The sequence below is a fragment of the Polynucleobacter sp. genome (assembly GCF_044342855.1).
Taxonomy (GTDB): Bacteria; Pseudomonadota; Gammaproteobacteria; order Burkholderiales; family Burkholderiaceae; genus Polynucleobacter.
Genome location: NZ_JBIIPA010000003.1, coordinates 39,687 through 54,434, shown reverse-complemented (window position 1 = coordinate 54,434; position 14,748 = coordinate 39,687). Strand labels below are relative to the sequence as shown.

The 14,748-nt window shown below is 46.6% G+C and carries 11 protein-coding genes; 10 read left to right on the top strand and 1 reads right to left on the bottom strand.

Features of this window, described 5'->3' with window-relative positions; translation table 11 throughout:
* Nucleotides 1-6 precede the first annotated feature (6 nt).
* Nucleotides 7-1,527, bottom strand: a complete 1,521-nt coding sequence (gene ilvA, locus ACIQZ3_RS01925) for a threonine ammonia-lyase, biosynthetic (RefSeq protein WP_397389894.1) — start codon at nt 1,525-1,527, stop codon at nt 7-9.
* Between the two features lie 135 nt (nt 1,528-1,662).
* On the opposite strand from ilvA, the gene ACIQZ3_RS01920 reads away from it, so the two are divergent.
* From ACIQZ3_RS01920 to ACIQZ3_RS01875, 10 genes are all read left to right on the top strand, one after another.
* Nucleotides 1,663-5,502 (top strand): DUF3683 domain-containing protein, encoded by a 3,840-nt coding sequence (locus tag ACIQZ3_RS01920; RefSeq protein ID WP_397389893.1) that lies wholly within the window; start codon nt 1,663-1,665, stop codon nt 5,500-5,502.
* Complete coding sequence (locus tag ACIQZ3_RS01915) at nt 5,502-5,891, top strand: gamma-butyrobetaine hydroxylase-like domain-containing protein (RefSeq protein ID WP_397389892.1); 390 nt, start codon at nt 5,502-5,504, stop codon at nt 5,889-5,891. The genes ACIQZ3_RS01920 and ACIQZ3_RS01915 overlap by 1 nt, the downstream gene beginning before the upstream one ends.
* Before the next feature lie 26 nt (nt 5,892-5,917).
* Nucleotides 5,918-6,661 carry a bifunctional demethylmenaquinone methyltransferase/2-methoxy-6-polyprenyl-1,4-benzoquinol methylase UbiE gene (gene ubiE / locus ACIQZ3_RS01910; RefSeq protein WP_397389891.1) on the top strand — a complete coding sequence of 248 codons (744 nt, stop codon included), beginning with the start codon at nt 5,918-5,920 and terminating at the stop codon, nt 6,659-6,661.
* A 56-nt stretch (nt 6,662-6,717) separates the two neighbouring features.
* Nucleotides 6,718-7,629, top strand: a complete 912-nt coding sequence (locus ACIQZ3_RS01905) for a Tim44 domain-containing protein (protein ID WP_397389890.1) — start codon at nt 6,718-6,720, stop codon at nt 7,627-7,629.
* A 52-nt stretch (nt 7,630-7,681) separates the two neighbouring features.
* The gene (locus ACIQZ3_RS01900; RefSeq protein WP_397389889.1) at nt 7,682-8,299 is read left to right on the top strand and encodes an SCP2 domain-containing protein; all 618 of its coding nucleotides are present in this window, start codon (nt 7,682-7,684) and stop codon (nt 8,297-8,299) included.
* Between the two features lie 6 nt (nt 8,300-8,305).
* Nucleotides 8,306-9,892: a ubiquinone biosynthesis regulatory protein kinase UbiB gene (gene ubiB / locus ACIQZ3_RS01895; RefSeq protein ID WP_397389888.1), complete on the top strand. Its 1,587-nt coding sequence runs from the start codon at nt 8,306-8,308 to the stop codon at nt 9,890-9,892.
* Nucleotides 9,893-9,956: 64 nt separating this feature from the next.
* Entirely contained in the window at nt 9,957-10,610 is a 654-nt protein-coding gene (locus ACIQZ3_RS01890; protein WP_397389887.1) for a DUF502 domain-containing protein, read from the top strand.
* Nucleotides 10,611-10,626: 16 nt separating this feature from the next.
* Complete coding sequence (gene aspS, locus ACIQZ3_RS01885) at nt 10,627-12,426, top strand: aspartate--tRNA ligase (RefSeq protein ID WP_397389886.1); 1,800 nt, start codon at nt 10,627-10,629, stop codon at nt 12,424-12,426.
* 21 nt (nt 12,427-12,447) lie between these two features.
* Nucleotides 12,448-12,891 (top strand): dihydroneopterin triphosphate diphosphatase, encoded by a 444-nt coding sequence (gene nudB, locus ACIQZ3_RS01880; RefSeq protein WP_397389885.1) that lies wholly within the window; start codon nt 12,448-12,450, stop codon nt 12,889-12,891.
* 24 nt (nt 12,892-12,915) lie between these two features.
* The gene (locus ACIQZ3_RS01875; RefSeq protein ID WP_397389884.1) at nt 12,916-14,739 is read left to right on the top strand and encodes an ABCB family ABC transporter ATP-binding protein/permease; all 1,824 of its coding nucleotides are present in this window, start codon (nt 12,916-12,918) and stop codon (nt 14,737-14,739) included.
* Nucleotides 14,740-14,748 lie beyond the last annotated feature (9 nt).

The window sequence follows — 14,748 nt, the reverse complement described above, 5'->3', positions numbered from 1 at the left end:
TACATCTCATTTAAGGAACAGACGATAGGCTGGGTTATCAGTTTCATTCCAGTGTGGATATCCAAGTGAGGCCAAGAAAGTTTGGAATTTCTTTTGCTCATTCTTGGGAACCTGAAGACCTACCAGGATGCGACCGTAGTCTGCGCCATGATTGCGGTAATGGAAAAGACTGATATTCCAATTAGGCGCCATGCTAGTAAGAAACTTCATCAGCGCACCTGGACGCTCTGGAAATTCAAAACGGTAGAGGAGTTCATCTTGAGCGAGCGTAGAGCGACCGCCCACCATATGGCGCAAGTGGGACTTCGCTAGCTCATCATGTGTCAGATCAATAGTTGCAAACTTTGCTTTACGAAAATGCTTTGCAATAGTAGTGCTGTCAGTCGCCTTTTGTGTGCCAATACCCACAAAAATATGCGCTTCACTTTGATCGGCGATGCGATAGTTAAATTCAGTGACATTGCGATTGCCAAGTAATTCGCAGAAGCGCTTGAAGGAGCCACGCTCCTCTGGAATAGTCACAGCAAAAACAGCTTCGCGGAATTCACCAACATCGGCACGCTCAGCGACAAAGCGAAGGCGACTGAAATTCATGTTGGCACCACAAGCAATCGCTACCAATGTTTTCTTTTTCAGGCGGTGCTTTTCGACGTACTTCTTCATGCCGGCAATGGCTAAAGCACCAGCGGGCTCCAGAATGCTGCGGGTATCTGTGAAGACATCGTTGATGGCGGCGCAGATCTCATCAGTATCGACAGTGATGATGTTATCTACTACGCGTTTACAGATCCGAAAAGTTTCTTTGCCGACCAGCTTTACGGCCGTGCCGTCGGAGAAGAGGCCGACATCCTTCATCTCAATGCGCTTGTTGGCTTCGAGCGAACGTCTCATTGCATCTGAGTCTACGGATTGAACACCAATTACTTTAGTTTTTGGGCTGACTGCTTTGACGTATTCGCCAATGCCAGCAATAAGTCCACCACCACCGATAGCGACAAAAATAGCATCGATAGGCTCTTGATACTGCTGAAAAATTTCTTGGGCAATCGTTCCCTGTCCTGCGATGACATCGGGGTCATCAAATGGATGAACAAAGGTTAAACCCCGTTTTTTCTCTAAAAGCTCAGAGTATTTGAAGGCATCGCTATAGGATTCGCCATGCAAAATCACTTCTACCCAAGAGCCGCCACGCGCCTTTACAGCATCAACTTTGACGCTGGGGGTGGTGAGGGGCATCACGATGACTGCTTTGCACTTCATTTTGGCTGCCGCTAGGGCTACGCCTTGGGCGTGATTGCCTGCTGAAGCTGCAATAACCCCCCGTTTTAGGGCTTCTGGGGGTAAATGGGCCATTTTGTTATAGGCGCCACGCAATTTAAAGGAGAAAACCGGCTGGTTATCCTCCCTTTTGAGCAAAACTTGGTTACCTAAGCGCTTGGTGAGTTCGGGGGCTACTTGGAGCTCTGTTTCCCTGGCCACATCGTAGACTCGGGCCGATAAAATTTTCTTTAAATAGTTCGTTGCCATGCGATGAGCGTACCATGAATGGGCTCTAAGCCCTTAGATTTGCAAGGGTTTATCGCCTTGGGCCAACATCTTTCTTGGATTCCTGCCAATATAAAGATCCCTCAACTAAAATGCATATTTATCAAATATGACGCTATGAACGCTCCATTAGCTTTGAACCAGTTTCTAGATGCGGAAGCGGGCTCACCCCGCCTTCGCGAAATCCCCTACAACTACACCTCCTTTTCCGATCGTGAAATCGTTATTCGCTTATTGGGCGAGGAGTCTTGGCGCGTTCTGAATGATTTGCGTGGAGTTCGCCGAACTGGCCGCTCAGCTCGCATGTTGTTTGAAGTCTTGGGCGATATCTGGGTGGTGCAGCGCAACCCTTTCTTGCAAGATGATTTATTGGATAACGCCAATCGCCGTCAATTATTGGTTGACGCTCTATGGCATCGCCTTGGCGAAGTAAAGAAAAGATCTAGTGGCGAATCCGCTGAGCAAGTTCAGATTTTGTTGAAAGCCGCACATCGTGCGGTTGAAAATTTTGAGCAGGGCTTTAAGGAAGTTATAGAGATTCGTAAACGTGCCCGCAAAGAGCTTGGTCGCATTACCGCTTCTGACAATATTTGTTTTGATGGTGTCTCACGTGCAGCGCACGTAACCGATGCAACGGACTGGCGTGTTGAGTTTCCGCTGGTAGTGTTGAAGCCGGACTATGAGTCTGAAATTCCTGGCCTAGTTAAAGCTTGCGTTGAATTAGGTTTAACCATCATTCCTCGTGGAGGTGGCACTGGTTACACCGGTGGCGCTATTCCTCTCTACGCTATGTCGGCAGTGATTAACACCGAGAAGCTTGAGCAAATTGATGCAGTTAAGCTCAAACGTTTGCCAGGCGTAGATCATGAAGTGTCTACGATCTTTACTGGAGCTGGTGTAGTCACTCGCAGAGTCTCAGATGCTGCAGAGCTCGCTGGGCTTGTGTTTGCGGTCGATCCGACTTCAGCTGATGCCAGTTGCATTGGTGGCAACGTTGCTATGAATGCCGGCGGTAAGAAGGCGGTCTTGTGGGGTACTGCACTTGATAACTTAGCCAGCTGGCGCATGGTGGATCCAGAGGGTAATTGGCTTGATGTCGAACGCCTTGAACATAATCTGGGAAAAATTCACGTTGCAGAAAAAGTACGCTTTCAGCTGACATGGTCTGATGGTTCGAGTGAGCCAGGTGAACGCATTCTAAAAACAGAAATTTTAGAAGTAGAAGGTAAGCGCTTCCGTAAAGAAGGTTTAGGTAAGGATGTGACGGATAAGTTTTTATCAGGTCTGCCTGGCGTTCAAAAGGAAGGTTGCGATGGACTCATTACCAGCGCTACCTGGATTTTGCATCGCATGCCGAAGTTCATGCGCACGGTTTGCTTGGAGTTTTTTGGTCAAGCGCAAGAGGCGATTCCTAGCATCGTAGAAATCAAAGCCTATCTTGATGGCTTGAGTAAGAATGGCGGACCAATCCTTGCTGGCTTAGAGCATTTAGATGATCGCTATTTGAGGGCGGTTGGTTACTCGACTAAATCCAAGCGCAATGCTTTACCTAAGATGGTATTGATTGGCGATATTGCTGGTGATGATGAAGAGGCTGTAGCGGCAGCAACAAGTGAAGTCGTGCGTATGGCCAACAACCGCGTGGGTGAAGGCTTTGTGGCGGTAAGTGCTGAAGCACGCAAGAAGTTTTGGTTGGATCGTGCGCGCACTGCTGCGATTGCCCGTCATACCAATGCCTTTAAGATCAATGAAGATGTGGTGATTCCATTGCCGCGCATGGGCGAATACACCAACGGTATTGAGCGCATCAATATCGAGCTCTCCCTTAAAAATAAATTACAAGTTTTAGATGGCCTAGAAGCTTTTCTGAAGAAGAGTCCCTTGCCGCTTGGCAAGAACGATGAAGACTATGAAATTCCTAGCGCTGAAATCTTGGGTGATCGTGTACAGCAAGCGCTAGAGTTGATTGGTAAAGTGCGGACAAATTGGTCTGTATGGCTCAAGGAGATGGATACCTACTTCCCAGGTTTGCAGGATTACGGCCTACGCGCCTCCTGGAAGACAGAAGTTCGTGCTGAGCTCCGAATTATTTTTGGCGGCTTAGCATTTGAGCCTATCCTCAATGAGCTAGAAGCGATTCATAAAAATGTTTTGCGCAAGCGCGTGTTTGTAGCATTGCACATGCATGCTGGTGACGGTAATGTTCATACCAACATTCCGGTGAATTCAGATGACTACGAGATGTTGCAAGATGCACACCGCGCTGTTGATCGAATTATGAAATTGGCTCGCTCACTAGATGGTGTGATTTCTGGTGAGCATGGTATTGGTATTACGAAGCTCGAGTATTTGACTGAAGAAGAGCTGAAGGATTTCCGCGCTTATAAAAATCGCGTCGATCCTGAGGGTCGCTTCAACAAAGGCAAGTTGATGCCGCATGCTGATCTCAGCATTGCCTATACTCCGAGCTTTGGTTTGATGGGGCATGAGTCCATCATCATGCAGCAGAGTGATATTGGTGCGATTGCTGATAGCGTGAAAGATTGTTTACGTTGCGGTAAGTGCAAGCCGGTCTGCTCTACACATGTACCGCGTGCTAATTTGCTGTACAGCCCACGTGACAAAATTTTGGCAACTTCTTTATTGATTGAAGCTTTCTTATATGAAGAGCAAACGCGTCGTGGCGTATCGATTCGTCATTGGGAGATGTTTGATGACGTGGCGGCACATTGCACTGTATGTCATAAGTGTTTGACACCATGTCCAGTCAATATTGATTTTGGCGATGTGACAATGAATATGCGTAACTTGTTGCGCAAGATGGGTCAGCAGCGCTTTAATCCTGGGACAGCAGCATCCATGCTCTTCTTGAATGCTACTGATCCAGACACAATCAAGATGGTCCGTAAAACCATGATTGGGTGGGGTTACAAGCTTCAGCGTTTGGGCAATGATGTTTTCCGTAAATTGGCGCGTAAGCAAACTGCGCATCCGCCTGCGACGGTCACAAAGCCAAACATAAAAGAGCAGGTCATTTTCTTTGTGAATAAGAAGATGCCTGGTAACTTACCTAAGAAAACAGCTCGTGCGCTCTTGGATATTGAGGATGCGAACTACGTTCCGATTATTCGTGATCCAAAAACAACTTCTGCAGATACAGAAGCCGTGTTTTATTTTCCGGGCTGTGGTTCTGAGCGTTTGTTCTCTCAGGTAGGCTTAGCTACACAAGCCATGTTGTGGAATGTCGGTGTGCAGACTGTGTTGCCTCCGGGTTACCTCTGTTGCGGCTATCCACAGCGTGGCAATGGCGACTTTGATAAAGCGGAGAAGATGATTACGGACAATCGTGTTCTCTTCCATCGCGTAGCTAATACCCTAAATTACTTGGATATCAAGACAGTTGTGGTTTCATGCGGCACTTGTTATGACCAGTTGGCGGGCTATCAGTTTGAGCAAATCTTCCCAGGTTGCCGCATTATTGATATCCATGAGTACTTGCTTGAAAAGGGTGTCAAACTTTCGAATGTGACTGGCGTGAAGTATATGTATCACGATCCATGCCACTCGCCGATGAAATTGCAAGATCCATTGAAGACGGTGAATGAGTTGATTCAGTCAGAAGATGGCAAGGCGATTCAGAAGAATGATCGCTGTTGTGGTGAATCTGGAACGCTTGCAGTAACACGTCCCGATATTTCAACTCAAGTACGTTTCCGTAAGCAGATTGAAATGGAGAAGGGCGCCAATGAATTGCGCAAAGATGATTTCACTGGTGATGTCAAAGTGCTGACTAGCTGCCCATCTTGCCTGCAAGGCCTCACTCGCTTTGATGCAGATAGTGGTACGACAGCTGACTACATCGTCGTTGAAATGGCGCAAAAATTATTAGGCCCTGATTGGATGCAGGATTATGTTTCCAAGGTAAACCAAGGTGGTATCGAGAGGGTATTGGTTTAATGATTCCAACTAATGTTGTAGTGCATCAGCAGTCAAAAGTACTAGAGCTCAGTTATGACAATGGCAATACATATCGTCTTCCATTTGAATTCTTGAGGGTGGTATCTCCTTCAGCCGAGGTGCAGGGTCACGGCCCAGGGCAAGAAACTTTGCAAACTGGTAAGCGTGAGGTGCTCATCGCCAATATTGAGCCGGTAGGCCATTACGCTCTGAAGCCTTCATTTTCTGATGGGCATGATTCTGGTTTATATACCTGGGATTTCTTGCAATTTTTATGTGAGAACCATGAGGCACTTTGGAAAGAGCATTTGGATAAGTTAGCCGCTGCTGGTCTGGACCGCGACACTCCAATGAGTATTGCCGGTGGTAAGTCTTGCGGTAGTCATTGAGCATTTAAATAAATAGAGCGAAGAATATGAGTAAGACCCACTTTGGATACCAAAGCGTCGATGAAGCTGAAAAAGCGGGTAAGGTCGCAGAGGTATTTCATTCTGTAGCTAGCAAATACGATGTTATGAATGACTTGATGTCATTTGGCCTTCATCGCTTGTGGAAGAAGGTCACGATTGCTCGTGCTCAAGTGCGTCCCGGTCAAAAGATATTGGACATTGCAGGTGGCACTGGTGACTTGGCCGCTGCCTTTGCGCGTGCGGCAGGCTGGGGTCATAACCCAGAAGCGCAAGTGTGGTTAAGCGACATTAATGCTTCTATGTTGGGTGTTGGTCGCGATCGTCTAATAGACAAAGGTTTGGTTTTGCCTTGCGTTCAGTTTGACGCAGAGAAAATCCCTTTTCCAACTGCTCACTTTGATGTGGTGACTGTAGCCTTTGGTTTACGCAATATGACTCATAAAGATGTTGCTTTAAAAGAGATGTTGCGCGTAATTAAGCCGGGTGGCCGTGTATTGGTGCTCGAGTTTTCTAAGCCAGATGCTTTTTTGCAGCCGGTTTACGACACTTATTCGTTCAAGGTATTGCCTTGGTTGGGTGAAAAAATTGCCCAGGATTCTGAGAGCTATCGTTATTTAGCTGAATCCATTCGCATGCATCCGGATGCTGAAGCCCTTAAAGACATCATGCTGGGGGTCGGTTTTGATGAAGTTGATACCCATAGAATGACTGGGGGTATCGTTGCGCTGCATATTGGTATTAAATACTAGTGAATTTGTAGTTTTTAGCAGTCAAGAATTAAAGTAGTTTTATAGGGGATAAAAATATGAATAAGCATTTTTTCAAGGCAGTTCTATTAAGCGTCAGCTTAATATTGGCTACCGTTGGTCATGCTGATGCTGCCCGTTTAGGTGGCGGAAGAAGTATTGGTAAGGCGCCAAGTGCACCAATGCAAAAGCAAGCAGCTCCTGTGCAAAAACCAGCTCAACAAGCTCAACCAGCGGCACCAGCTGCAACCCCTCAGGCGCCAGCACCAAGCCGCTTTGGCGGTATGGGTGGAATCCTGGGCGGTCTTGCCGCAGGCCTTGGCATTGGATATCTCTTGTCTCATTTTGGTATGGGTGAGGCTGCATCTTCATTGATTACTGGATTGTTAATTGCTGTTCTAGCAGGCTTTGCCATCATGTTTGTGATGAGAAGAATGTTGCCCGCCTTATCTGGCGCAAACAAGAGTCCCCAAGTTACCTCTCAGGGGATGCAGCGCGCAAATATGGATCAAGCCCCTAGGCAAGAGCCTGCATTTACTCCCGCTGCAAATGCATTTGGTAGTGTTGCCGCCGAGCCAGCACCATTCCAATCCACCTTGCCTCCAGGATTTGATGAATACGCATTTTTAGATAATGCGAAGCAATATTTTTCAGGCTTGCAAAAGGCATGGGATCAGGGCGATCTTGCTGCCTTGCGTGAGTACACCACCCCAGAGATGTTCGCCACAATTGAGCAGGACCTAGCGGGTCGTGCTGATAGCGCCAATCAAACCGATGTCGTGACGCTCAATGCACAGCTCATCGGAATTGAGACAACCGACAATACCTATTACTGTAGCGTGCAGTTCACAGGCATGATTCGTGAGCAAGTCGGCGCACAGGCGAATAATTTTTCTGAAATTTGGAATTTAAGTAAGCCAGTAAACGGCCCTGGAGGCTGGGTACTAGCGGGTATTTCTCAGTTGGTTTAAGCTTGAGGTACTTTCCATTGAAAGCCCGCACTTGTGCGGGTTTTTTACACTTATGACCACCGCATCTCCCGCTACCCACCATATCGCAGCTTCTGCCGCTTGCCGAGGGATCAATCATGTCCTGAAGGCTGAGCCATGGGCTATGGCAGAGTTAGCGCGGCATGCTGGCAAAGTGATTTTGTTGAGTCTGCCAATTGGTAAGCTCTGTATTGAATTGACGCCCGAGGGTTTTCTAGCCCCTTTAACGAATATTGATGGCGCCTCTCTTGAATTAGAAGTCTCTCCTGAAGCGCTGAGCGCTCTGGCCGGTGGACCTGGTAATTTACGAGAACAGGCAATGAAGTCAGTCAAGATTACTGGTGATGCTGACTTAGCCCAACTATTGGGTCGCTTAGCAGGCCAAATTCGGTGGGAGTATGAGGAGGATCTAGCGCATTTCATTGGAGATGCTCCCGCTAACTTTGCTGTTCGTCAAGGTAAGAAATTCATTTCTGCCGGGAAGTCCGCTGCGACTGATCTACTTGAAAATGTAGTGGAGTACGTCAGCGAAGAAAGAAAAGTACTTTTGAATAAACGAGATTTTATGATTCGCAAGAATGAGTTAAACGCATTGCGTGATGCGGTTGATCGAGTAGAAAAGCGCATCCAACTTTTAGAGCGAAAAGGTTAATTCATTGTGCGTCGTTTAGCTCGCCTTTCTTTCATTTTCTTCACTGCATGGCGTTATGGCTTATTGCCATTGCTACGCGATATTCTGAAGCCAGGTATTCGTCGTGGCTTATTAACTATTCTTTGCTGGACTTCGCCGGGTCAGTCTCTTCCAAGAGGTGAGCGCATTCGTTTGACTTTAGAAGCGCTAGGTCCAATCTTCGTGAAGTTTGGGCAGGTGCTCTCTACTCGACGTGATTTATTGCCGGAAGATATTTCTAATGAATTGGCAAAGTTGCAAGATCAAGTCCCACCGTTTTCTAATGCTGAATCTTGTCGCTTGATTGAGCAGGCGATGGGGCAATCCATCGAAGAAGTATTTATTAGTTTTGATGCAACCCCCGTAGCTAGCGCCTCTGTAGCCCAAGTACACTTTGGCTTACTACGCGGTACCGAGAAGCATCCGGAGTGGGAAGGTCGTGCGGTAGCCGTTAAGGTTCTTCGCCCAGGTATTCTGCCAATCATTGATGGCGATCTTGCTTTGCTCTATGACTTAGCAAAAATCATTGAAAGGCTTTCTGACGATGGTCGTCGTCTAAAGCCACGCGAGAATGTTGCAGAGTTTGATACCTATTTGCATGATGAATTAGATCTCATGCGTGAGGCGGCAAATGCAAGTCAATTACGTCGCTATTTTGTTGACTCTAAAAAGTTAATGATTCCAGAGATGTATTGGGATTTATGTCATACCAATGTCATCGTGATGGAAAAGATGGATGGCATCTCGATTGGACGAACAGCAGAGTTGCGCGCTGCTAGTGTTGACTTCAAAAAACTTGCCGCTGATGGCGTAGAAATATTTTTCACGCAAGTATTTGAGCATGGTTTCTTTCATGCGGACATGCATCCTGGCAACATCATGATCAGTCTTGAGCCAGAAACATTTGGTCGATTTATTTCTCTAGATTTCGGGATTGTTGGCGCACTGAGTCAGTCTGACAAGAGTTATCTGGCATTAAATTTCTTAGCCTTCTTTAATCGCGATTACCGCCGTGTTGCTGAATTACATATTGAGTCTGGCTGGGTTCCTGCTAATACACGCGTTGAAGAGCTTGAAGGTGCAATACGCTCCGTTTGCGAACCTTACTTTGATCGCCCTTTAAAGGAAATCTCCCTAGGGATCGTGCTGATGCGTTTATTCCAGACCTCCCGCCGCTTCAAGGTAGAAATTCAGCCGCAGCTCACTTTGCTCCAGAAGACTTTGCTCAATGTTGAAGGTCTTGCTCGCCAGCTTGATCCAGATATGGACCTTTGGAAGACTGCCAAGCCAATTTTGGAAAAATGGGTCAGTCAGCAGTTGGGTTGGAGGGCTTTGGTGGATGGCATTAAGGCCGAGGCGCCTAGTTGGGCCCAAATTTTGCCAACCTTGCCACGCCTGATTGCCGAAAGTTTGGGGCAAGCGCGAATCCCTCGAAAAGATCAAAACACTGAATTAGAGGTCTTAAAAGGCCTTTTAATGCAGGAAAGACGTACTCATCGCCTCTTGGTAGGTGCTTTGCTGTTTGCGGGCGGCTTTTTGGCTGGGATTCTGATAATCGGTCTTGGTCTTTACTAGACTGTCCCCAGCCGTCGCTTAAACCGCTAAAATGCCAGGTTAGGCAAGGCGTAAGCATAGGCAAATGAAAAAATACTTTATTGCAGGCATTTTGGTGTGGGCACCGATGTCAATCACCATCTGGGTGATTGCATGGGGTCTAGGCCTGCTCGACGGTGTTTTTGGCTCTGTAATGCATGCCATTATTGCCGTATTCCCTAGTCAGTTTGCCGCTGATTTGCAGCATTTCCGTGAGTTGCCGGGCGTTGGTATTTTGATTGTTGTTTCAGTCATCATGATTACTGGATTGCTCGCCATCAGCTTTGCGGGGCAGTGGTGGATGAAGGTGTGGAATCGGTTTATGAACCGTATTCCGATCGTTAGATCCATTTATTCCAGCGTTCAACAAGTTTCTTCTACGTTATTTTCTGGCAGTGGCCAAGCTTTTAGTAAAGCATTATTAATTCGTTATCCGCATGCAGATTCTTGGGCGATTGCGTTCCAGACTGGCATGCCAGCAAAAGAAGTTGCCGCAAAGTTGGGCGAGGATTACGTCAACGTATTTCTGCCAACTACGCCAAATCCAACCTCTGGTTTTTTTATGATCGTCCCACGTGCGCACACCATTGAATTAGAGATGAGCGTCGAAGAGGCGCTCAAACATATTGTTTCAATGGGATCCGTTCCCCCCACCAGTTCATCTGGTTTGACCGCAATTGGGTCAAGCCATCATCTTTGATTTATAGGAAATTGTTATGTCGATGCGAAGCCATACCTGCGGTCAGGTAACTGAATCACTCATTGGTCAAGAAATTATTCTCTCTGGTTGGGTGAATCGTCGCCGTGACCATGGCGGCGTGATCTTTATTGATCTACGTGATCACCAAGGTTTTGTTCAGGTAGTCTGCGATCCAGATCGCCCAGAGATGTTTGCATTGGCTGAGCAGGTTCGTAATGAGTTTTGTATTCAGATCAAAGGCTTGGTACGTGCGCGTCCTGCTGGCACTGAGAATAATGATTTAGTGAGTGGAAAGATTGAAGTGCTTTGCCATAGCTTGGTCATTCTTAATGCGTCTATTACTCCTCCATTCCAATTGGAAGATGAGAATTTATCTGAGACAACTCGTTTAACCCATCGTGTACTTGATTTGCGTCGCCCGCAAATGCAGAAGAATTTGCGTTTGCGTTACAACGTTGCCATGGAATGCCGTCGCTACTTAGATGCTGCTGGTTTCATTGATATTGAAACACCGATGTTGACAAAGAGCACTCCTGAAGGTGCGCGCGATTATTTAGTTCCTTCACGTGTCCATGATGGCCAGTTCTTTGCACTGCCACAGTCTCCTCAGTTATTTAAACAATTATTGATGGTGGCTGGATTTGATCGTTACTACCAAATTACAAAATGTTTCCGTGACGAAGATTTGCGTGCTGATCGTCAGCCTGAATTTACTCAGATCGACTGTGAAACAGCCTTCTTGGATGAATTAGAAATCCGTGAGCTATTTGAAAACATGATTCGTCATATTTTCAAAACCACTATGAATGTGGAGTTGCCTAATCCATTCCCAACGATGCCTTATTCAGAAGGTATGGCGCGCTTCGGTTCAGATAAGCCAGATCTGCGTGTGAATTTTGAATTCACAGAATTGACTGACTTGATGAAAGATGTGGATTTCAAGGTCTTCTCTGGCGCAGCAAACCAAGAGGGTGGTCGCGTAGTTGGTTTGTGCGTACCTGGCGGCGCTGAAATTAGCCGTAGTGAAATTGATGACTACACTCAATTTGTAGCAATCTATGGCGCCAAAGGCTTGGCGTGGATCAAGGTGAACTCTGTTGCTGAAGGTCGAAATGGTTTGCAATCACCAATCGTGAAGAACTTGCATGATGCTGCTATTGAAGGCATCTTGAAGCGCACTGGCGCTAAAGATGGCGACATTATTTTCTTCGGTGCTGATAAAGAAAAAGTAGTCAATGACGCTATCGGTGGCTTGCGTTTGAAGATTGGTCACTCTGCTTGGGGTAAAGAGCATGGACTGTCTACTGAAGGTTGGAAACCATTGTGGGTGGTTGATTTCCCAATGTTTGAATATGATGACGACAATGCCCGCTGGGTTGCATGTCACCATCCATTCACAAGTCCTAAAGATGAGCACATGCAGTACCTCGAATCAAATCCAGGTAAGTGCTTGGCTAAAGCCTATGACATGGTTCTGAACGGCAGTGAGATTGGTGGCGGATCAGTCCGTATTCACCAAGAGGTAGTTCAAAGTCAGGTATTCCGTGCCTTGAAGATTGGTGCTGAAGAAGCGCAGGCTAAGTTTGGATTCTTGTTAGATGCCTTGCAATATGGCGCGCCTCCACATGGTGGTATTGCGTTTGGTCTGGATCGTATCGTCACTATGATGACTGGTGCTGAGTCTATTCGTGATGTGATCGCCTTCCCTAAAACGCAACGTGCCCAGTGCTTATTGACACAGGCTCCTAGCCCAGTGGATGAGCGTCAGTTAAAAGAATTGCATATTCGTTTGCGTCAAGCTACTCCGGCTGCTTAAGCAAGAAAGTCTTAAGGTATCTTGAAAATCCCCATTTCGGTTTTAGTAGTTATTTACAAATCGAATGGGGAGGTCTTGCTAATAGAGCGGGCCGATAAAGCCAATTTCTGGCAATCTGTGACTGGCAGTATCGATTCCCTCGATGAGGATCTCCGGATTGCTGCTGCACGCGAAGTGCTTGAAGAGACGGGAATTGATGTTGATGCTCTTCCGGTAGGCTCCTTGCAAGATATGCATCATCAGATCGAGTATGAGATCTACCCGCAGTGGCGTCACCGCTACGCCCCTGGGGTTACTAGAAACACTGAGCATTGGTTTTCATTGTTAGTGCCAGATGACACTCAAGTTCAATTGGCCCCTAGAGAACATGTAGCTTATCAGTGGCTAGCTTCTACAGATGCTGCTAGTAAATGTTTTTCGCGAAGTAATGGCGAAGCAATTTTGCAGCTATTCTCTGCGCGCTAGAGTGGAAGTGACTAAGATAGAGCGATGAGACATTCATCAGGGCATCACCACTCAGCAGGAAATCAAAAGCCATCATCGGGAAACGACTGGAAAGTCATCCGTGATTTACTTCCCTACTTATTGGAATACAAGTTTAGGGTTGCAATTGCACTGACTTGTTTAGTGGCGGCTAAGGTTACCAACCTTGGTATTCCGATTTTGATGAAGCAATTGATTGATGAGCTCAATATTAAAGCGGGCTCTCCCCAAGCTTTATTGGTAGTACCAGCAGGATTGATTTTGGCCTATGGTCTCTTGAGGGTTTCTGCATCTTTATTTACCGAGCTACGTGAATCCCTCTTTGCTCGCGTTACTCAAAATGCAGTTCGAAAAGTAGCTCTTCAAGTCTTTGAGCATTTGCATTCCTTGGCACTGAGTTTTCATCTAGCTCGTCAGACCGGTGGAGTCAGTCGAGATATTGAGCGGGGTACTCGCGGTATTCAGTCGCTGATTTCTTATTCGCTTTACAGCATCCTACCGACCTTGATTGAGTTTTGCTTGGTGCTGGGCTACTTAGCTTACGCGTACGATATTTGGTTTGCTGTTATCACCTTGGTTGCATTGGTGCTCTATATTGCCTTTACGGTAGTTGTTACTGAGTGGCGTACGCATTTCCGTCGCACTATGAATGACATGGATTCCAAAGCGAATCAGAAGGCAATTGATTCATTATTGAATTTTGAGACCGTGAAGTATTTTGGTAACGAAGCCTTTGAGGCCAGCCGTTATGACCAAAATCTCATCCGCTACCAAACAGCTGCTGTGAAGTCCCAAAAATCCTTAGCCGTACTCAATCTTGGACAGCAAGCAATTATTGCCATTGGATTAGTCCTCATTTTGTGGCGAGCAACGCAGGGTGTGATTGACGGGTCTATGACCTTGGGTGATTTAGTCTTGGTTAACACCTTGATGATTCAGTTGTACATTCCATTGAATTTCTTAGGGGTGATCTATCGCGAGATCAAGCAGGCTTTGACTGATATGGATCGTATGTTCTCCCTTCTTAATACAGAGAAAGAGATTGCAGATGTACCTAATGCGCAGGCTTTGCATATTAATAATCAAGGCCGTGGCCCGGATGTTCGTTTTGAGAATGTCTCTTTTCATTACGATGCCAAGCGTGAAATTCTGAAGGATGTGAGTTTTAATATTCCAGCGGGAACCATTACTGCCGTTGTAGGTCAGAGCGGTGCGGGTAAGAGTACTCTGGCTCGCTTACTGTTTCGTTTTTATGACGCTCAGTCCGGCAAGATCCTGATCGATGATCAAAATATTGTGGATGTTACTCAATCTAGCTTGCGCAAAGCGATTGGTATCGTTCCGCAAGATACCGTTTTATTTAATGACACTATTGGTTACAACATCGCCTATGGCAATCCCAATGCGTCGATTGAAGAGGTTCATGAGGCTGCCAGAGCTGCGCAGATAGATCGTTTTATTAAGCATCTTCCTGATGGTTATGACACTCAAGTAGGTGAGCGTGGCCTGAAGTTGTCTGGTGGTGAGAAGCAGCGTGTTGCGATTGCCCGCACTTTACTTAAAAAGCCGGCGATGCTTATTTTTGATGAGGCAACATCGGCCTTAGATTCCAAGACGGAGAGAGCATTTCAGGAAGAGTTGCTTGGTTTGGCTAAAAATCGTACGACTTTGATCATTGCCCACAGACTCTCTACGATTGTTCATGCTGATCAAATACTGGTAATGGATCATGGCCAGATTGTGGAGCGTGGAACGCATGCTGAGCTTTTGGCTGCCAATCGTCGATATGCTGAGATGTGGCAAATGCAAGAGCGCACTGCGCTTGATTAGAATATCTGC